Source organism: Microbulbifer thermotolerans (assembly GCF_900112305.1).
Lineage (GTDB): Bacteria > Pseudomonadota > Gammaproteobacteria > Pseudomonadales > Cellvibrionaceae > Microbulbifer > Microbulbifer thermotolerans.
The window spans coordinates 93,599-112,717 of record NZ_FOKT01000006.1 but is presented as its reverse complement, the minus strand read 5'-3'; the positions used below and the strand labels follow the sequence as shown (position 1 = coordinate 112,717).

The window sequence follows — 19,119 nt, the reverse complement described above, 5'->3', positions numbered from 1 at the left end:
AGTGTAGGCTGTCCCGCGGAGGCCGAGCCTTTTGCGGCCAGAGTGAACTTGAGTAACTTGTTACAAGGCATTACTGTTCCATAAGGTCGACTATACGGCCGTTTTCTAATTTTACTGGACCGTAGTATTTATCTGGTTGCTCCAGATATTGCTCGAGTTGAGAGTTGCATGCTTGCAGGTGCTTCTTGAGTACTTCGATATCATTTGTTTCGAAGTACTCACCTTCATCGATTATTTCAATGGACTCGAACAATTCAATATTTGACCGAAGGAAGTCGACTAATAGAACGTGTATTTCGACGGGAGCAAATTGAGTTTTTGTAAACTCTTGAATATAGAGATCCCTATCGAACTCCAAGCGGAATGGCTCACAAGCTTCATGTGGAAAGATCTCAATACCTTTAACTGGGCCTATGTAGTCCCAATCTTCTTCATTGCGGGTTCTTTCGAGCTTTATCTCTTGCTCAGAGATTAGCGCGAAAGGCCATTCCATTTCTTTAGCAAACGCCTCAGCATTTGAGCAGATTGCATTATAGGAGGCTTCGTCTTTTAATTTTCCCTCAAAATGTACAGTAATTCCCACGCTCTCTCCTTATGCCTTGTAACCCCTTGCTTTGGGGCGTCGGAGCGTCAGCGTAGGCGTCCCAGCAGCGTGCCCCTTTGCGCTGCGACAACAGCAACTTGTTAGGGTGGGATGGCTACGCATTGCATTTAATTTCAATTGAACGACGACCAAACCAATTAAAGAAGATAAGCCCGGTTTCATCAGCTACTCGCTGCCCTTCAAAAGTATGACGAAGTATCCACTTATAGGGCTTTGACCCGGAGTAACATATTTCCAGCTCTGCATCAGTAACTATAGAGTTCAAGAATTCCCGCAGACTAGCCTCTAGGTCTTTAGGCTTCCAAACTGTTACGTCCCAACAACCACCGTGCCAGCCTTCAGCTGACGGATATACCCCGTATTCCGTGCATTCCAATTCAACTTGAAACCCATTTTCCGATTGCGGCGGGATACGAAGGACATCTCGGCCCTTTTCGGATTTGATTTCGGCTGCCACAGACAGCGAAGCCATAAATTCTTCAGCAACATTCCGAAAAGAATTACGAAATTCGCTCATTTTGAACCCTAACGCTCAGCGCAGGCGCAGCCAGCGCGGAGCTCCTTTTGTGTTAATGTTTGAGCGCTAGCGAGTAACGCAAAAGGTGCGTAGCGTTGGCTGTCGCTCTGCCGCTGTTTGTTATGCGTTCCGTAGCTTCCGGAGGTCACGGAGGCCTGTAAAAATAAATAATAAACTGATCAAAATGCCGGCACTTGCGAATACAACGATACTAGATAAAGACTGAAATTTACTTAATACTTTAGTGTTACCGACTCTCAATGATACCAATTGGTTGTTACCATCGAGTGACCTATAGTAATTAAGCCCTACTTCAGATCCACCTACTATGGATTTATAAACATCTTTACTCCAGAAGCCAGAATATCGGAATTTCTCTCCATCTACAGATAGCAAAAAAATATCGCTACCTTTACCTCCGGACTTTAGTTCCGATCTTTCAACAACTCCGCGGAATAGCTTCATTTCTTTCGCTGAAGGAAGGTTGGCCAGTAAGAAAATGCTCAACGATAGAAACAACCCACCAACAACAATTGCAGCCCAGCCATAGAAACTTGAAGGATTATCTAGTCGTTGCATCGTTCGTATGCATAACGTCCGGCTCACCAGCGCCCAAGCCGGAGAGCTTTTTGTGGTAAAATGAGCGCAGCGAATTCCACAAAAAGAACGTAGGTTTGGGCGTCTGCGTGGAGCCGTTTGTTATGTTTTTTTCTCATGATCTTTTGAAATGACCTCAGCGATTTTAACCTCACCATTCTTTATCATTTCTCTAATTTTCTCTTGCGCCTTTTTAGAAATCCCAAATTCTGGATGAACATACTCCTGTCTATGTTTTGCATATTTGTAAGCGCCTTCACCCTGAAAGTTTTTAACGTCATTCGGCCATTCCGACGGGTATTTATGCTTTCTTAATGGATCATCATAATCATCAGGCCAAGCCAAGAATTCAAAAACGATGTATACACTATGCTCTGAAAGCATTGGTAGTCGCTCTATTCTTGATACCTCATGCTCACCAAACGTTGCAGGCCGATCTCGCCTAAAAGCCTCATAAGCCGCATCGTCGGGAGAGTCTATATAATCTCTCCAATTTTCAACTCCATAAAAAAATGAAACTGGCAAAGGGCTTTCTGTATTTGTCTCGTGATCTATGATCTGATACTGATTCAGAAGATCATGACGCACTTTCATTTTCTTTACATCAAGCACTCGTCTGTGCTCTTTGTAGATAATTTCATTTTCTAGCTCTTTAGTTTCGAGAAGCAGACGCGCAGCATATATCCAATCTACTCTGACGTTATTTAAACCATCTAAAGTTTTATAAAAGATCTCGTAGTTATCTAAGCAAATATCCAAGTAAAATTGGGATGTCTCGCGCTCACGCTTTTTATGGTCAAGCATTGAATTGAATCGAAATGCAGCAAACGCACCCACCAATGCAGCTATAAGTACAGTAAAGAATCTCGATATGTGTTCAAAATAGGCAGGCAACACCTTCTTATCTATAGCTAATGCTGAGAAGTACCATAATACCAGTGCACCGATACCCACTAACACACCAGTAACTACTGGATCATATCTATATTTATTCAGAACTGATTTCCTCGATGAAAACATAACAGTTTTATTCAAAAGCCAGTGGCTCTATATCACCTTGGCTCTTGTTCACAGGCGCCCAATGCCACATACTGAAAAATCTCCATTGAAATCAATTAGATAACTTACGAGTCAATCTAACTTCCGGAGTTAAACGAGCCTGGCGCCCTGTTATCTTTTTTGTTTATTTGGCTCCAAGTTTTATCACTACGTCCTTTAAAGTCAATAAGTTAACCTCTGTTCAGCGGTGAACAATAGCCACTGGCTACTGATTACGGTCTTGACATCGTCATTCTTGCGGAAATACTGTATATAAAAACAGTTCCAGGAGCTCTACCATGGTCATGGATGACGTTCGCCCCAGGATATCCGCCCAACCGGTGCGTTTTTTAGACATGCTACGACTACATATTCGCCAGAACGGCTTGGCATTTACCACCGAGCAGACCTATGTCCATTGGGTGCGGCGCTTTATCTGTTTTCATCAAAAACGGCACCCTCAGGAAATGGGCTCTGCGGAGGTGGAGCACTTTCTCACACATCTTTCCCAGCAGAGGGATTGTTCGGTAAATACCCAGAGGGTTGCATTGAACGCCCTGGTTTACCTGTATAAGTGCTTCATTGGCAAGGGGGTGTTGAGCCCAATGGATCGGATGCAGGCGCTGGATGGGATTGCAGAAGCGGGAGCGGCCTAGCGTCTCGCTTCATGGTACCGAATAAAGGATTACGAGAAGGGAGTCGGACCAATACAAAAAAGCCCCGCAATTGCGGGGCTTTTTCTTTGGTATAGCCGGATCAGGCTGGCTTACATCATGCCGCCCATTCCGCCCATGCCTCCCATGCCGCCCATGTCAGGCGCAGCCGGTTTTTCTTCCGGGATCTCGGAAACCATGGCTTCGGTGGTGATCATCAGACCGGCGATGGAAGCAGCCGCCTGCAGTGCGGTGCGGGTTACTTTGGCCGGGTCGAGGATACCCATTTCCAGCATGTCGCCGTACTCGCCGGTAGCGGCGTTGTAGCCGAAGTTGCCGGAGCCTTGTTTCACTTTGTCTACCACAACGGAGGCTTCTTCGCCGGCGTTGGTAACGATCTGACGCAGCGGCATTTCCATGGCGCGCAGTGCGGCGGCAATACCGTGGTTCTGGTCTTCGTTGTCACCGGTTACCTTGATAGCCTGGGTAGCGCGAACCAGTGCGGTGCCACCACCAGGTACCACGCCCTCTTCCACTGCGGCGCGGGTTGCGTGCAGGGCGTCTTCTACGCGGGCTTTCTTCTCTTTCATTTCCACTTCAGTGGCGGCGCCAACTTTGATCACTGCAACACCACCGGCCAGCTTGGCCACGCGCTCTTGCAGTTTTTCTTTGTCGTAGTCGGAAGTGGATTCTTCGATTTGAGTGCGGATCTGAGCAACGCGGGCTTCGATGTCTTTCACATCGCCGGCGCCATCGACGATCACAGTGTTTTCTTTGGACAGAGTCACGCGCTTGGCGGTACCCAGGTGCTCCAGAGTGGCGCCTTCCAATTCCAGGCCAACTTCTTCAGAGATCACGGTGCCGCCGGTCAGGATGGCGATGTCTTGCAGCATGGCTTTGCGACGGTCGCCGAAGCCAGGGGCTTTAACAGCGGCAACTTTAACGATACCGCGCATGCTGTTGACAACCAGAGTGGCCAGCGCTTCGCCTTCTACGTCTTCAGCGATGATCAGCAGCGGCTTGGAAGCCTTGGCTACTTGCTCCAGCAGCGGCAGCAGGTCGCGGATGTTGGAGATTTTCTTGTCCACCAGCAGGATGTAGGGGTTTTCCAGCTCGGCGGTCATGCTTTCCTGGTTGGTGATAAAGTAGGGAGACAGGTAGCCGCGGTCGAACTGCATACCTTCTACCACATCCAGTTCGTTTTCCAGGCCGGAACCTTCTTCTACAGTGATTACGCCTTCTTTGCCAACTTTTTCCATGGCCTGCGCGATGATGGAGCCGATGCTCTCGTCGCTGTTGGCGGAGATAGTACCTACCTGGGCAATGGATTTGCTGTCTTCACAGGGAGTGGACAGGCCTGCGATGTGTTCAACAGCGGCGGCTACGGCTTTGTCGATACCGCGTTTCAGGTCCATCGGGTTGAAGCCGGCGGCCACGGACTTGAGGCCTTCGCTGACGATTGCCTGGGCCAGTACGGTGGCAGTGGTGGTACCGTCACCGGCGGCGTCGGAAGCTTTGGAGGCCACTTCCTTCACCATCTGTGCGCCCATGTTCTCGAACTTGTCTTGCAGTTCGATTTCCTTGGCTACGGATACACCGTCTTTGGTCACGGTGGGAGCGCCGAAGGACTTGTCCAGTACTACGTTGCGGCCTTTCGGGCCCAGGGTGGTTTTCACTGCGTCAGCCAGAATATTCACGCCTTTCAGCATTTTCTGACGGGCGTCATCACCGAATTTTACGTCTTTAGCTGCCATGATTTTGTTCCTCAGATTCTGTATGCGTTTCTATCTACACGCCGGACGGGCGCTACGGGGAGTACAGCGGTCGCTTAACCTTCCAGTACGCCGTAGATATCGCTTTCGCTCATGATGATCAGCTCTTCGCCGTCCACCTTGAGGGTGTTGCTGTCGGCATAGCGACCGAACACAACTTTGTCGCCAACTTTTACAGACAGCGCGCGAACGTCACCGTTATCCAGCAGCTTGCCTTCACCCACGGCAACCACTTCACCTTGATTCGGCTTCTCTTTGGCTGCGCCCGGAAGCACGATGCCGCCAGCGGTTTTCTCTTCTTCTTCCTTACGGCGCACTACGACGCGGTCGTGTAAAGGACGAATTTTCATGGATAAGCTCTCCATTGAGTGTTTCACAGTTTCCAAAGTGGTAGGCCCTGTCTCGGGCCCTCGCCCCGCTCCGGCTGGCAGAGCCGGGGCAAAAAACTTGGGGTGGACCCTATCTATGGGCACTCATGAGGATTTCAACAGCGGCAGGAAAAAAAACTGCGGGGTTGTGACTGCCATGCCACAGAAGTTTATTTTTTGTACAACTCAATCAGGGTCACGCTTATCTTCCTTGCTGGAGTGACTCTCATCGCGGGAGTAGTCCCCCTCGATCACATTGTGATCGTTGAATCGATCATCTGGCCGCGCTCCACGGGCTGTATAGCTGGTTCCCACGATAGTGACGTGCCGCAACAGGCGTACCAGCAGCAGCTGGCGCAGTCCTGGGACCAAACAGGCAAAACCGAGCAGGTCTGTAATAAAGCCGGGGGTTAACAACAGCACACCGCCCACGGCGAGGAAAATTCCTTCCACCATCTCCCGCGCCGGCAATTCACCAGCCTCGGCCTTCTGGCGGGCCCGCATCACTGTGGAAAGCCCCTGGCGGCGCAGCAGTGCCATCCCCAGTACCGCGGTGAACAGCACCAAGCCAATGGTGGGCAGTGCGCCGATCTCGCTGCCCACGGTAATCAAGAGCCACATCTCCAGGATGGGCATGGCGATGAACAACAACAGCAGTGGGCGCATTCGGGGTTCCTTTCAGCTTGTTTGGAGAAACGGGCGAAACTGGGTATTTTCGATATGCTGTAGTAAATGGAGTGAGGTGGCAAATTCTTCAAGGGCGCCGCATTCAACTCGGCGCGCCATAGCGTCAATTGAGCCAAGGAGGCCAACGATGGCAACTGAGCAGCAAGACACCATGGAAGTACCCGCAGTCGGCCGCAGCCGCCATTTGCTGGACGAGGTGTTCGGTGAAGCGGATATCCGTATCAACGGGGACAGACCCTGGGATATGCGCCTGCACCGGGCGGAGGCACTGGACGAAATCGTTGCACGTCACAGTCTGGGCTTGGGCGAGACCTATATGCGCGGGGACTGGGATGTCCCATCCCTCGACCAGTTCTTCTACCGCATTCTCACCGCGGACCTGCCCCGTTATATCAAGCCCTGGCGCAATGCCGGGCGTATCCTGCGCAGTTATCTGATCAACTTGCAGAGCCGGCGCCGTGCGTTCAAGGTGGGTGAACACCACTACGATCTGGGCAATGACTTCTATCAGGCCATGCTCGACAGCCGCATGACTTATAGTTGCGGCTACTGGCGCGAGGCAAAGACACTGGAGGAGGCACAAACAGCCAAGCTGGATCTGATCTGTCGCAAGCTGGGTCTGAAGCCAGGTATGCGCCTTCTGGACATCGGCTGCGGCTGGGGCAGCCTGATCAGTTACGCGGCAAAGAGCTACGGGGTCGAATGCGTCGGAGTGACTGTCTCCCGCGAGCAGAGCAACTATATCGCCGAAACTTATGCGGACTTGCCGATTACCGTGCACCTGCGGGACTACCGCAGCCTGGATCAACCCTTCGACCGCATCGCCAGCGTGGGCATGTTTGAGCATGTCGGGCGCAAGAATCACCGCACCTTTATGCGCGTGGTTAAGCGCTGCCTGAAAAAGGACGGCCTGATGCTGCTGCATACCATCGGCAAAAACCTGCGCCACTCAACAACTGACCCCTGGATCGAGAAGTACATCTTCCCCAACGGTGAACTTCCCTCCGCGGGCCAGATCACCGACGCGGCGGACAATCTGCTGGTTTGCGAGGATATGCACAACTTCGGCAGTGACTACGAGAAGACCCTACTGGCATGGCACGCCAATTTTGAACGGCACTGGGAGCGTTTCGCAGAGCAATATGGACAGCAGTTCTACCGCATGTGGCGCTACTACCTGCTGTCCTGCGCCGGCGCCTTCCGCGCCCGGTATATTCAGCTGTGGCAGTGGATGTTTTCAGATCGGTTGCAGGGTGGTATTGAGCGGGTTTCCTGAGGGGGTATAGATGCGGCCGCGATCGCGGCCGCAGTTTTTTCCACAGCGCATTATCCTCAATGCGGGATCATATGCGCGCGCCGCCATCGATATCCAGTACCCGACCGGAAACGAAGTCGTTCTCCAGAATAAACGCTACCGTAGAAGCGATTTCCTCCTGCTCACCCAGGCGGCGCAGAGGCACCTGCTTCACCAGGCTATCGAGGATCTCAGGGCGCATCTGCGCAACCATATCCGTATTGATGAAGCCTGGTGCAATCGCGGCTGCGCGGATGCCGTAGCGAGCCAGCTCCCGCGCCCAAGTGACGGTCATAGCGGCAACGCCGGCCTTACTGGCAGAATAATTCGTCTGCCCCATATTGCCGGCTCGGGAAAGGCTGGAAATATTCACAATCACACCGCCTTCCCCGCGCTCGGCCATGATCGCCGCAGCGGCGCGGCCACAGAGGAAGACGCCGGTCAAGTTGACATCGATCACCGACTGCCACTGAGCGAGGGACATGCGATCGGTCACTTTGCCGTCTTTGACTTTCAGCAGCATACCGTCGCGCATAATGCCGGCGTTGTTCACCAGCACCTGCAGGCCGCCAAAGTCTTCGGCAATTTTGGCAAAACCGCTGTCCACTTCTTCTTCCACAGCCACGTTGATTCCATAGCTGCGTACTTCTGCACCGTGTTGCGCGCAGGCCTCGACACTCGCCTTCAGATCATCTTCGTTTAAATCGATCAGTGCCAAACGCGCACCGCGCTCGGCGAGATATTCAGCAGTGGCGCGGCCGAGTCCCCGACCGGCACCGGTGATTGCTACTACGCTGTTGGCGATTTGCATTTTGGATTCCTCTTTCTAATCTTCATTATTTTTGTGCTCCCCTTGGGTAAATTGCGGGGAGGGTGATCAACTCCGAGGCGGGCACATCGTCTCACCACCGGGCTTCCTCAGCCAATAACGACGTATCTTTAAGCCTTCAAGGCAGATTTACCAGCACTTGGTCCAAAGCACCGGAAATTCACAACTACCACTGGTAACCGACACCAACCGTCACCTTGGTATCCTCTTTTTCCAAGTCCAGTGATGGCGTATTGTCATATAGCCAGTGGTAGGCGATTTCCATCAGCACTCCCTCTACCAGCGGGGTGCGCACGCCAAACTTGGCTGTGGCCTGGTAGTCGTCACTGCGATCGAGGGACTGCAATGTTTCCTGGTCCAGATAGACTTCAGGCCCAAGCGCGAATTTGTAGCGGTAATTCAGTGCCAAACGCCCGGCTGCGAAACTGTCATCCTGGTCCTCACTCAAATCAGTATCGATAAAGTCTTCCTGTAGGCTGCTGATACCGCCTTGCAGGGAAAAGGCCGTCTTTGCGGTGTCAAAAAAGAGATAACCTAGACCAAGACCCAGAGTGGTGCCCAGATCCAGGTTGCGCGCTTCTTCCCGTTCCACTGCGCTATTGGCGGCGGCAAACCACCTTTCGGCAAAAATCCAGCGCAGGTTATAGCCCAGCTGGTATTTTTCCAGTCCCTCCACTTCACTATCTGTCTGATTCTGATAAAGGAAATTAATCAGATGGTGGAAATCGCCATTGCGGATGTCCAGATTGATACTCGTATCGAGATCTTCGCGTTCGCGGTTGCCACTTTCGAAAACGCCACCGGCACTGACCTTGCCGTGAAAGACCACCGGGTTGCCGACAAAATTGATATAGGGTTCAGCCCGGTCGACAGCGGGAAAATCCATCACCCAGCCCGCGCCTTCGTCGCAGTATAGCTCCCACTGCTCGCGGCGGTGTCCAACCAGTGCACAAGGGCCTTCGCGTCCGGCGATCTTCAGGTCCACATCCACATCCATGGACAATACCTTGGACTTGTCCACCTTAATCTCGCCAAAATTCTCAGACTTCCATACAACCTGTTCCCGCTCCACAACCACCAATTCCCCGTGCACCCGGTCACCGTTATCCAGTGTCAAGACACCCGCCGCGGCATTAAGGGAGACAAAAAGCGGTAAAAAAAGCAGAAGCGATGTTAATTTTCGTACAACTGGAACCACAGGAAGTGCCTTGGAGTTATCGGGAAGTTGGAAATGCGGAGTTATTTGTGAGAGCAGACGCACAAACAGAGGGCAATGATGCCACAACCAGAATTTATCGTGTACTGGCCACAGTCCCTTATGGTCGCGTAATCACCTACGGTGACTTGGCGCAAATGGCGGGCTATCCGCGCGCCGCAAGGCTCGCCGGACAGACATTGCGCAAACTACCACGGGATACCAAACTGCCCTGGCACCGGGTCATTAACGCCCAGGGGCGTATATCACTGCCGGAGCCAGACGCGGCGCGGCAGAGAGCGCGGCTGGAAAGAGAGGGGATCTTTCTGCACAACGGGCGCGTGGATCTGCTCAAGTACCGCTGGCAGCCTTAGAACCGCGCCTGTCGCGCCACCACAGATAAACAGCCAGAATCACCGCCGGGGTACCCAGCAGGGCGACATAGACGAAAAATTGAGCATAACCCTGAGCATCCACGACTACTCCGGAGAAACCGCTGATGAATTTCCCCGGCAGGGTCATCAGGGAACTGAAGAGCGCGTACTGGGTGGCCGTATAAGCTTGATTGGTCAAACTCGACAAATAGGCGATAAACACTGCGTTGGATATACCGCCGCTGATATTGTCTGCGCTGATCACCACTGCCAACCAGACTTTGTCCGGCCCCACCTGAGCCAGGTGGGCAAACAGCAGATTGGTGGCGGCCACCATGGCCGCACCGAGAATCAAGGGGCGCATAATGCCGTAACGCACCACCAGCAAACCGCCCAGGAATGAACCGATGATGGTACAGAAGAAGCCAAAGATTTTTCCGATTTCGGCAATATCGCTCTTGCTAAATCCCAGGTCCAGATAGAAGGGATTGGCCATCACCCCCATGGCGATATCGCTCAAGCGGTAAATACCAATAAACAGCAAGAGCACCAGCGCAAAGCGGCCGTTGCGTTCAAAAAACTCAATAAACGGACAGGCGACGGCGCGTACAAACCATTCCTTAAGCGGGCCGTGCTCACCGCTGCCCAACATCCGATCTACCCACGCGTGCTGGAAAGAAGCCGCCTGCGCCTTCACTTTCGAGTGGTCCGGCTCTGCCACCAACAGGGTTGTGATAACCCCTACCCCCATCAGCAGTGCCATAACGGTATAGGACATGGGCCAGTTGGCCAGCTCGGCGATATACAGAGCACCCGCACCAGCCACCAGCAGCGCCACCCGGTATCCGAAGACATAATTGGCGGCCATGGCCCCCTGCAGTTCCTTATCCACGGCTTCAATGCGGTAGGCATCGATCACCACATCCTGGGAGGCAGAGCAGAAAGCTACCCACACCGCCAGTACCGCCACCTGAGTCAATGCCAGCTGCGGATTCAAACTGCCCATCCCCAGCAGGCCCAAAGCCACCCCCAACTGAGAGACCAGCATCCAGCTGCGGCGTTTCCCTAGCCAGCGTGTCAACAGCGGCAGGCGCAAATAGTCGATCACCGGAGCCCATAACACCTTGATGGAAAAGGTGATACCCACCCAGGCGAAAAAACCGATGGCTGTGCGGCTGACACCGTAATCCCGCAGCCACGCGGTCATGGTGGAAAAAACCAGCAACAGCGGCAGTCCGGCGGAAAAACCGAGGAAGAACATGGCGAGTACGCGAGGCTTGAGATAAACCTGCAGCGCCTCTCCCCAACTGAGTTTGTTTTGTGGCATGCCGCTGAATAATGTCTGTGTGAATCAACTCGTCCGCAGCGATCAACGACCGTAGACGACCTCCAACTCCGCTACCGCCAGCGCATTGGCGTTGACGTTAAAGCCCACCATGGCCGGGGTTGCGGTATCGTCCAGAGGCAACTGCTCCACCTTAAGCGCATAGAGGCGGAATTGATAGCGGTGGTCTCCGTGCCCTTCCGGTGGGCAGGCACCGCCGTAGCCGGGAGCGCCGTAGTCATTGCGGACCTGTATCGCTTCGGGAATCAGGCCGTTTTTCAGATCGCCAGCCCCTTCGGGAAGCTCAGTGGCATCTGCCGGAATATTGAACATAACCCAGTGCCACCAACCGCTGCCTGTGGGTGCATCCGGGTCATGTACCATCAGGGCAAAACTCTCGGTCCCCTCAGGTGCGCCCTGCCAACTGAGCTGCGGAGAAATATTATCGCCACCGCAGGCATCAAAAACGTGGGCCATGGGCATGCGCTCACCAGCTTTCAGGGTTTTCGAAGTGAGAATAAAGTCCGGAGTGGAAGAAACGGCAAAAGACATAGGCGTTATCACCATTAGTATTGTAGTAATCCCGAGTTTAGCAACCCGTGTACGGAGCAAACTGAGATATTGATGCAACAGTACTGAAACGTTCAAGACAGCTCCTCCCTGGAAAAAAGATCCGCAACCCGATCCAAATCCATGTTGCCGCCTGTCAGTATCAGGGCGACATTTTTGTTGCGAAAGCGCGCGCTGTGCTCCAGTACCGCCGCCAGCCCGACCGCCGCCGACGGCTCAACCAGCTGTTTGGTGTACATCCACAACATGCGCATGGCCTCGACAATACCATGCTCAGTTACCGTGACAATATCCCGTACGGTACGGCGTATCACCGCATAGTTACGTCGCCCCAGGGAAGTCCGCAAACCGTCGGCAATGGTATCCGGCACCTGTGGCGCGGTGATATGCACCCCGCCACGGAGAGAGCGCTGGGCGTCATCGGCGCCGGCGGGCTCGGCCCCCATTACCGTAATATCCGGAGCCAGCGCTGCCACCGCCAGGCCGACCCCCGCCAATAGGCCGCCGCCACCCACCGGTGCCACCAGCACATCCGGCGTGAAGCCGCGCTCGCGGCACTGCTGTATGGTCTCCAGGGCAACGGTACCCTGCCCGGCAATAATGCGGCGGTCATCGAAAGGGGGCACCACATGAGCTCCAGTCTGAGCTACCACGCTTTCCAGCGCGCGCTCCCGGTCCGCCTGCGAAGGTCCGCAGATCACAATCTCGGCACCGTAGGCAGCGACCGCCGCGCGCTTGACCTGAGGCGCTGTCTCCGGCATCACTACCGTGCACGCCAAGCCGCGCTCCGCAGCCGCCCAGGCGAGCGCAGCGCCGTGATTACCGGAAGAATGCGTGGCCACCATAGTGACCTCTGATGGTACCTGCGCCAATGCGTTGCAAACACCACGCGCCTTAAAGGCACCGACCTTCTGCAAATGCTCGCACTTAAACCACAGGTTGGCACCGCTGAGTGTATTCAGCAGGCGGCTGCTAATCAGAGGCGTACGGTGAATATAACTGGCGATATGCTGTGCCGCGGTGAAGACATCAGCGCTGCGGGGAACATCATTGCGATCATTCTGCATAAGGGGTATCGGGAAGGCAGAGGTTATTATTTCCTTGGAATGGCCAGAGACTGGAACCGGAGCGACCCTGACGGCTGCGCCCCGGCTCCGGCGCCCCGATAATTTAACGCAGTAGCCGCAACAGTTTAAATTTCCAGGTGCTGAAGGGTGCGTAACGTATACTCAGATCGAAGATATTGCGCCGTTTCATCACTGCCTTGAAATGACTGAAGGTGCGAAAACCGTGTTCACCATGGTAAGCACCCATGCCACTGGCGCCGACGCCGCCAAACGGCAAGGCACTGTTTGCCATAAACATTACACAATCATTGACACAAGCATTGCCGGAACTACAGCGGGCCAATAGGTGGTCGGCGGTAGCATCGCTCTGGGTGAAAACGTAGAGTGCAAGTGGTTTTTCGCGCTCGTTGACAAACGCTTCCGCCTCGGAAATATCATTCAGCTCCACGACCGGCAGCACAGGGCCAAAAATCTCCTCTTGCATCACCGCCGACTCCACGCCGACGTTGCGCAACAGCGTCGGCGCTACATAGCGCGCATCGGCATCCACTTGACCGCCGAAAACCACTTCTCCATCACTCAAGTAGCTGGCCAAGCGGTGAGCGTGACGACTGTTGACGATGCGACCGTAATCCGGAGACTTGCGAGGATCATCCCCGAACATGGCGCGCACAGACTTTTCAATTTCCGGCAGCAGCCGGTCGGCGGTGGTTTTGGAGCACAGGAGATAATCAGGGGCAATGCAGGTCTGTCCAGCGTTGAGAAACTTGCCCCAGGCTATTCGCCGAGCGGCCAACGCAATATTTGCATCGTCGGCGACGATACATGGGCTTTTGCCCCCAAGTTCCAGCGTTACAGGCGTCAGGTGCTTGGCGGCCGCGGCCATTACGATACGCCCCACCTGGCCGCCTCCGGTGTAGAAAATGTGGTCCCAACGCTGTTCCAACAGCGCGGTGGTTTCCGGCACTGCGCCTTCAACACAGATAAACGCATCGCCATCCAGGTAACGCGGCAGCAGTTCTGCCACCAGCCGGGACGTGGCCGGCGCCAGTTCGGAGGGTTTTAATACGGCGCAGTTACCAGCGGCGATAGCCGGCACGAGTGGCGATAACAGCAACTGCAAGGGGTAGTTCCAGGCCCCGATAATCAGCACCACTCCCAGGGGTTCCGGCAACATATAACTCTTTGCCGGCTGGGCGATTAGCGGCGTCGGGACCCGGCGCGGCCGCACCCATTTTTTCAAGTACTTCAGCGTGTGAGCGATATCTTCGTAGAGACCGGATATCTCGGTCATATAGCCTTCTTGGGGCGCTTTATGCAGGTCCTGCGCCAGCGCATCGAGAAAGCGGGCTTCGTTTTCAGACAACATGCTGCGCAGCTGTTCCAGCTGCCGACGCCGCCAGCCGATATCAGCGGTAGTGCCGCTGCGAAAATATGTGCGCAGCCCTGCCACCAGCGCCGCCGCATCGAAGCCGCTATCCGGTTCCGGGGGCAACCTTACTTGAGATTCCAACGCAGACGCTTTCAACCTTTGTTTCCTCTCTCAGATGTATCGTTATTATGGTACCGGTCAAAGCCGCACGCTTTTTACACCGGCTTGGGAAAGAGTCCCTGCAATATCGGAGGCGGATGGAATGAAGTCAAGAAGGGAAATGGGACAATTTTACAAATTTGGCGCAGATTCTCTTATCACCGAAGAGCGCATGAAGCTTGCGAAACGGCCCATGAGCAGTCGCTGGCACGACCGTTGTGCCGCACCTTCGGGCAATGGATTAAAGAGCCTCTGTTTAAGTCGCTTGGTAACGGTAAAGATGCTCTGGGCCAGATGAGCCGCTCAGGTGATGGAATGGACGTCCCGAAGCCCACTACGCGCCCATGCGAATCCATCAGCGGCTCCTTATGTATTTTTTTTAAAAACCGTCAAGTCACCTATCTATGTGGAAGGGGCGGCCGCAATTCAGGTCCGCCACGTAATTCGTTCATCCACTGACAGACTGCCCTCCCCGAGGCGCGGTAGCGGCCAGTGGCACCTCAAAAACCAAACAACACCGCCAGCGCCATAACGGTGATCCACAACAGCAGAGAACGGGAAAGCAATGCCTGCAACCCTTCCAATTGCGCACCGCAGATTCGCTGCCCCTCAGCCACTTCGGCACCAGCGCTGCACTCACTGGCATCTATGCCGCCCAGCGCACCCTCGAGATAGGTCTCCAACACTTCGTCGGTATCCCGCTCCCGGCAGGTGAGGCACTGGCGCCAGGCTCGGTAACAACCGACAAAATTGCCCACTATGGCAAAGCTGAATCCCATCACCCGTACAGGCAGCCACTCCAGAAGCCACAGCCAACGCTCGGCCGCGGCGCCTCCGTTACCGCCACGGGACAGCTCGGCGTAGAGTGCGCTCAGCCGGAACAATACAGCGCCCGGAATCCCCAGCAGGAAAAACCAAAAGAGTACGGCGAAGAGGCGTTCGAATGCGCAATAGGCCGCACCGCGAAACACCTGCTCATGCAGATGCCGACTGTCCGCCGGCTCCTCGTGCAATTCTTTCATCAGTGGGGCCGCCGCCTCTCTGGCCGCGGCCAAGTCGCCCTTGTACCAGTTGCGCAGGTAATTCGATAGGATTTCGCTAAAATTGCCCCTTCCCAGGCAGTAGAGAAGCAGGGGAACCCCCATCAGCAAGGAACCCAGCCCCCCCAGGAGAGCTTCCGCCAGCACCATCAATACTGCGGAAAACAGCACCGGGGGCAACACGCAGGCCGCCAGCATCAATCCCGCGTCCTTGTGCAGTAGTTCTATCTTGTCCAGTTGCCCGCGCCACCATCGAAACCATCCGTCCCGGTGCAGCGGCGCACCGGACCCCCAGAGCTGCACTAGGCCCAAGGCCAGCAACATGATCAACAGTGCCATAATCGTTCTCATGATTGAGTTGGATTGAGAAGAATAACGCCGACGAGCTTCAGAAAAAACTATTACCGCGCCACCAGCACTTAGGGCCCCTGATTAAACCGTTTTATAACGGCAAAGATACTTTGAGGCCCAATGAGAAGTTCCGGTGGTGGGATGGGCATTTCCAAACTGCCGGACACAGGGACCTACTCGTGTGTTTTCGCCCCTCATCCCAATGTCTACGCCCCACCCCCACTACAACTCCCGTGTGAGTGAATCAGAGGCTACCTAGGTTCTACGATCAAACGACGGCCGCTTGATCCAGTTCTCGAAAATAGCGATCCCAGTCAAAACCTGGGCCAGGGTCCAGTTTACGGCCGGGTGCGATATTCGAGTGGCCGGTAATCCGGCTTTTGTCGATTACCGGATAAGATGCCATGATAGCCGCGCTCACTTGCGCCAGCACTCGGTATTGCACATCGGTATAACTATCCGTGTCCAATCCCTCCAGCTCAATGCCGATGGAAAAGTCGTTGCAGTTGCAGCGGCCCTCGAACTGCGACTGTCCAGCGTGCCATGCGCGCAGCTCCAGGGGGACATACTGTGTAACGCGGCCTTCGCGGTCGATCAAAATATGCGCCGATACCCGAAGCCCTTCGATCTCAGCGAAATAAGGGTGGGCACTTGCATCTAACTGGCCGAGAAAAAGGTCGTCGATATAGCGGCCGCCATACTGGCCCGGGGGCAGGCTGATACAGTGAATCACCAGCAAGTCTATGGAGCAATCCGCTGGCCGGCTGTCGCAGTGGGGGCTGGGCACCCGGCGCGCGCCGGACAACCAACCGGATTCCAGTCGATACTTCACGCTAGGTCTCCGCTTCGGCAGAAAAGAGCGCGGGGGCTCGCGCACCACATCGCGCCAGGGAGTTCACATTCTATGGAAGCGGTGCTGGGGATGCCAACCGGCCCCGCGCACCCCCAGACAGGAGAACCGATCAGCGGATATTTAAATCCCAGGTGAAATGGCAGTGCAGCGGTTATCTTTGCTCACTGCGTTTCTTGCGCACGTTCCCGATCACGGATTGCAGTGCCCGTTCGAACAACATACCGTCATCCAGCGGCATCAACTGTGCTCCGCGCAAGGCATAGGCGAGCTCCAGACGAGAGAACTCCGCCACCTTGGCGCCATTGCGATTGACAAAAATAAACTGGTCTATGTCGCGAATGACCGCCGCCAGGCGACAGCGGAACTGCTCGTCGTCCGAACGTTTAAGTTCGAACCAGCTGCCCTGCGCCAAGCGATAGGTCATCTGCCAGTGGGGGTCGCTCTCCGGCAGCTGCGCTTCTCCCTGCTCCGCCTCGGGCGCGGCCACTTCCGCCTCGGCGACCACCTGTTCCAGTTCTTCCATTTGCGGCACGGAGACCGCCTCTTGCGGTATCTCCGGGGCCTGCTGGACGTCTGATTCAGAGGTGTTCTCCGCGGCTTCCCGCATTTCCTGGGCCACCTGCTCCCTGACTTGCCGCTCGCGCTCCTCGGTGAGCTGTTTGGCCAGCGCGAAGCGCTCCCGGTACACCTCTTTCAACCCGGAAAACAGCGTGCGCGCCTCGAAGGGGTTTAAGGAAACCGCCTCGACACCCTCGCGCAACCGCTCCTGTAACGTGGGCAACAACCCCAACAATTGCTGGCGGCTGTCGGGCATGGGAGCCAGCACACTCCAGACCAGGTCCCGGGCCGTGCGCACATCGCGGCTCCAGGCTTCGCTTTCTGTCCCTTCCTTGACACAGGTGAGAAAGAGGACGTTGTTCCAGACTTTGTGCAGCCAGTCCTGCACGACTTGCGGCAATTCCCGTTCGGCGACCAAGGCATCCATCACCGCGGCCACTCGCGCCCTCGCCGCCTGGGTTTTAGCACGCCCGTCCGCTTCGTCCACCACGCGGCGCTCGAGCATCTCCGCGCGTTTGCGCTCACGGGCAATAAACTGTCGGAAGGACTCCAGCAGCAGCGAGAAGATGTTGACGTCCTGGTCGAACTCGCTGAGTACGCGATCGACCACTTGACTGATCTCCCGGTACAGCGGGTCGGACTCGAAATTTTCCCCGGCTTGCCAGCCGGTCGCGGCGTCGGCCAGCTCGTTCAACAGCTTGCGCGCGGGGTGACCGCCCTTGCTAAAGAAAGACTTGTCGGCAATGGCCACCTTCAACAGTGGCAGCTGCAACCGCGCAAGCAACGTCTTAATCGGATCGGCCAGATTGCGGTCTTCGAGAATGAAGGAAAACAGCATCTCCACCAGCTTGATGATATCGCTGTCTACCTTGGCCAGAGAGGCGGCCTGGTTGGCCTGAACCAAGCGCTGTTGCAGCAGCTCACCAACATTCAGAGGCTGAGCTTCGTCCGCGGGCTTAAAGCTGTGGGCACTGCCTTGTAGCTCACCCAAATACGTCAGCAGGTCCGACGACGGCATAGGGGCGATTCCAGCGGTGGCGGGCAGCAGCCCCGGTGGAAAATGCCCCGCGCTTACAGGGCCACCACCTTGAGTCGGCGCGGTACTTCCGGACTGCACAGGCCCTGCCCCGGCCCCAGTAGCACCGCCAGAGCGCGGCGCGTTGCGCTGCTGCCGGGCGACCCGACGCTGCTCGCGCAGAGACGGCAAGACGCCGCGCTCCACCAGCAGCTGATTGCAGTGTTCGTAGAAATCCTTCAGCTGCGACATCACCCCCTGCTCAAATTTTTTCAGCAGGGTCAGGCGCGCGCGAATATGAATATCCAGTGGGCGCACGGCCTCGACAAAAGCGTCGCAGATGGCATCGGGCCCCAGGGGGTTGTTTTTGTCGTAGATCTTGACCGAATAGAGGGTGTCGAGGCGCAGGCACAGTTCCGTGATGAGCTCGGCACAATCGCGCTTGGCATTGGCCACCATGGTGTCGGCGGCAACCAGTTGCTCCAGGTCATCGTTGTGTACCAACGACAGATTATCCGAGGCGAAGGCCTCCTCTTTCTCCCGCTCCGGAGAACACACCTGAAACGCCGCATCGATATTGGCCGCAAACCGCTCGACAATATGGCGGCGCTCCACCCGCAGCAAACGCAGCGCCTGAAAAAGGCCATCCTGCTCTTCCTGCCCGTGGGCCCGCTCCGCCATGGAAAAGAGAGAGTCATCCACCTTGCCGAAAAGCTGCTTGACCTGCTCCTGCAGCAGCTCCCGCGCTTTATCACGCAGAGCCACCACTGCCGCTGCCAGACGCACCGGTTTGCGCGCAGAACTATCCAAGCGTTCCGCCAGTGAAACAACCTTGTTGGAATCTTTCATTGCCAAGCCGCCTTCGGGATACCGCCCCGGCTC

The 19,119-nt window shown here is 55.3% G+C and carries 19 protein-coding genes; 3 read left to right on the top strand and 16 right to left on the bottom strand.

The features are described from left to right. Nucleotides 1–70: 70 nt before the first annotated feature. The 4 genes from BM155_RS10975 to BM155_RS10970 form a co-directional block, all read right to left on the bottom strand. On the bottom strand, nucleotides 71–583 hold the full coding sequence (locus tag BM155_RS10975; protein ID WP_074903106.1) for a hypothetical protein: 513 nt from the start codon (nucleotides 581–583) through the stop codon (nucleotides 71–73). A 115-nt stretch (nucleotides 584–698) separates the two neighbouring features. Beyond that, nucleotides 699–1,121: a hypothetical protein gene (locus BM155_RS17100; RefSeq protein WP_139223232.1), complete on the bottom strand. Its 423-nt coding sequence runs from the start codon at nucleotides 1,119–1,121 to the stop codon at nucleotides 699–701. 120 nt (nucleotides 1,122–1,241) lie between these two features. After that, nucleotides 1,242–1,700 (bottom strand): hypothetical protein, encoded by a 459-nt coding sequence (locus BM155_RS17095; protein WP_139223231.1) that lies wholly within the window; start codon nucleotides 1,698–1,700, stop codon nucleotides 1,242–1,244. 120 nt (nucleotides 1,701–1,820) lie between these two features. Further along, nucleotides 1,821–2,753, bottom strand: coding sequence for a hypothetical protein (locus tag BM155_RS10970; protein WP_139223230.1), 933 nt, complete (start codon nucleotides 2,751–2,753; stop codon nucleotides 1,821–1,823). Nucleotides 2,754–3,055: 302 nt separating this feature from the next. Here BM155_RS10970 and BM155_RS10965 point away from each other — a divergent pair, with 302 nt between their 5' ends. Continuing rightward, the gene (locus BM155_RS10965) at nucleotides 3,056–3,412 is read left to right on the top strand and encodes a phage integrase N-terminal SAM-like domain-containing protein (protein WP_074903101.1); all 357 of its coding nucleotides are present in this window, start codon (nucleotides 3,056–3,058) and stop codon (nucleotides 3,410–3,412) included. A 110-nt stretch (nucleotides 3,413–3,522) separates the two neighbouring features. Here the strand turns inward: BM155_RS10965 and groL are convergent, their stop codons facing one another. From groL to BM155_RS10950, 3 genes are all read right to left on the bottom strand, one after another. Continuing rightward, nucleotides 3,523–5,163 (bottom strand): chaperonin GroEL, encoded by a 1,641-nt coding sequence (groL, locus tag BM155_RS10960; protein WP_067154406.1) that lies wholly within the window; start codon nucleotides 5,161–5,163, stop codon nucleotides 3,523–3,525. A gap of 74 nt (nucleotides 5,164–5,237) precedes the next feature. Then, complete coding sequence (locus BM155_RS10955; protein ID WP_067154409.1) at nucleotides 5,238–5,531, bottom strand: co-chaperone GroES; 294 nt, start codon at nucleotides 5,529–5,531, stop codon at nucleotides 5,238–5,240. A 204-nt stretch (nucleotides 5,532–5,735) separates the two neighbouring features. Beyond that, complete coding sequence (locus BM155_RS10950) at nucleotides 5,736–6,215, bottom strand: FxsA family protein (RefSeq protein WP_074903098.1); 480 nt, start codon at nucleotides 6,213–6,215, stop codon at nucleotides 5,736–5,738. 148 nt (nucleotides 6,216–6,363) lie between these two features. Here BM155_RS10950 and cfa point away from each other — a divergent pair, with 148 nt between their 5' ends. Next, nucleotides 6,364–7,512 (top strand): cyclopropane fatty acyl phospholipid synthase, encoded by a 1,149-nt coding sequence (cfa, locus tag BM155_RS10945; RefSeq protein ID WP_074903095.1) that lies wholly within the window; start codon nucleotides 6,364–6,366, stop codon nucleotides 7,510–7,512. Nucleotides 7,513–7,579: 67 nt separating this feature from the next. Here cfa and BM155_RS10940 read toward each other — a convergent pair whose 3' ends face one another. Continuing rightward, nucleotides 7,580–8,341 (bottom strand): SDR family oxidoreductase, encoded by a 762-nt coding sequence (locus BM155_RS10940; protein WP_067154418.1) that lies wholly within the window; start codon nucleotides 8,339–8,341, stop codon nucleotides 7,580–7,582. Between the two features lie 184 nt (nucleotides 8,342–8,525). Beyond that, nucleotides 8,526–9,476 carry a DUF481 domain-containing protein gene (locus tag BM155_RS10935; protein WP_231902367.1) on the bottom strand — a complete coding sequence of 317 codons (951 nt, stop codon included), beginning with the start codon at nucleotides 9,474–9,476 and terminating at the stop codon, nucleotides 8,526–8,528. Nucleotides 9,477–9,604: 128 nt separating this feature from the next. Here BM155_RS10935 and BM155_RS10930 point away from each other — a divergent pair, with 128 nt between their 5' ends. Then, nucleotides 9,605–9,928, top strand: coding sequence for an MGMT family protein (locus BM155_RS10930; protein WP_067154421.1), 324 nt, complete (start codon nucleotides 9,605–9,607; stop codon nucleotides 9,926–9,928). Here BM155_RS10930 and BM155_RS10925 read toward each other — a convergent pair. The 7 genes from BM155_RS10925 to BM155_RS10895 form a co-directional block, all read right to left on the bottom strand. Continuing rightward, nucleotides 9,906–11,255 carry an AmpG family muropeptide MFS transporter gene (locus BM155_RS10925; RefSeq protein WP_074903093.1) on the bottom strand — a complete coding sequence of 450 codons (1,350 nt, stop codon included), beginning with the start codon at nucleotides 11,253–11,255 and terminating at the stop codon, nucleotides 9,906–9,908. The genes BM155_RS10930 and BM155_RS10925 overlap by 23 nt on opposite strands. A 42-nt stretch (nucleotides 11,256–11,297) precedes the next feature. Then, on the bottom strand, nucleotides 11,298–11,804 hold the full coding sequence (locus BM155_RS10920; protein ID WP_231902368.1) for a YbhB/YbcL family Raf kinase inhibitor-like protein: 507 nt from the start codon (nucleotides 11,802–11,804) through the stop codon (nucleotides 11,298–11,300). Nucleotides 11,805–11,896: 92 nt separating this feature from the next. After that, nucleotides 11,897–12,889: a threonine ammonia-lyase gene (locus tag BM155_RS10915; RefSeq protein ID WP_067154430.1), complete on the bottom strand. Its 993-nt coding sequence runs from the start codon at nucleotides 12,887–12,889 to the stop codon at nucleotides 11,897–11,899. A gap of 103 nt (nucleotides 12,890–12,992) precedes the next feature. Further along, entirely contained in the window at nucleotides 12,993–14,417 is a 1,425-nt protein-coding gene (locus BM155_RS10910; protein WP_083421156.1) for an aldehyde dehydrogenase family protein, read from the bottom strand. Nucleotides 14,418–14,920: 503 nt separating this feature from the next. Beyond that, on the bottom strand, nucleotides 14,921–15,799 hold the full coding sequence (ampE, locus tag BM155_RS10905; RefSeq protein WP_074903091.1) for a regulatory signaling modulator protein AmpE: 879 nt from the start codon (nucleotides 15,797–15,799) through the stop codon (nucleotides 14,921–14,923). A 280-nt stretch (nucleotides 15,800–16,079) separates the two neighbouring features. Further along, nucleotides 16,080–16,643 carry a 1,6-anhydro-N-acetylmuramyl-L-alanine amidase AmpD gene (gene ampD / locus BM155_RS10900; protein WP_074903089.1) on the bottom strand — a complete coding sequence of 188 codons (564 nt, stop codon included), beginning with the start codon at nucleotides 16,641–16,643 and terminating at the stop codon, nucleotides 16,080–16,082. A 172-nt stretch (nucleotides 16,644–16,815) separates the two neighbouring features. Beyond that, nucleotides 16,816–19,086, bottom strand: coding sequence for a DUF1631 domain-containing protein (locus BM155_RS10895; RefSeq protein WP_074903086.1), 2,271 nt, complete (start codon nucleotides 19,084–19,086; stop codon nucleotides 16,816–16,818). Nucleotides 19,087–19,119 lie beyond the last annotated feature (33 nt).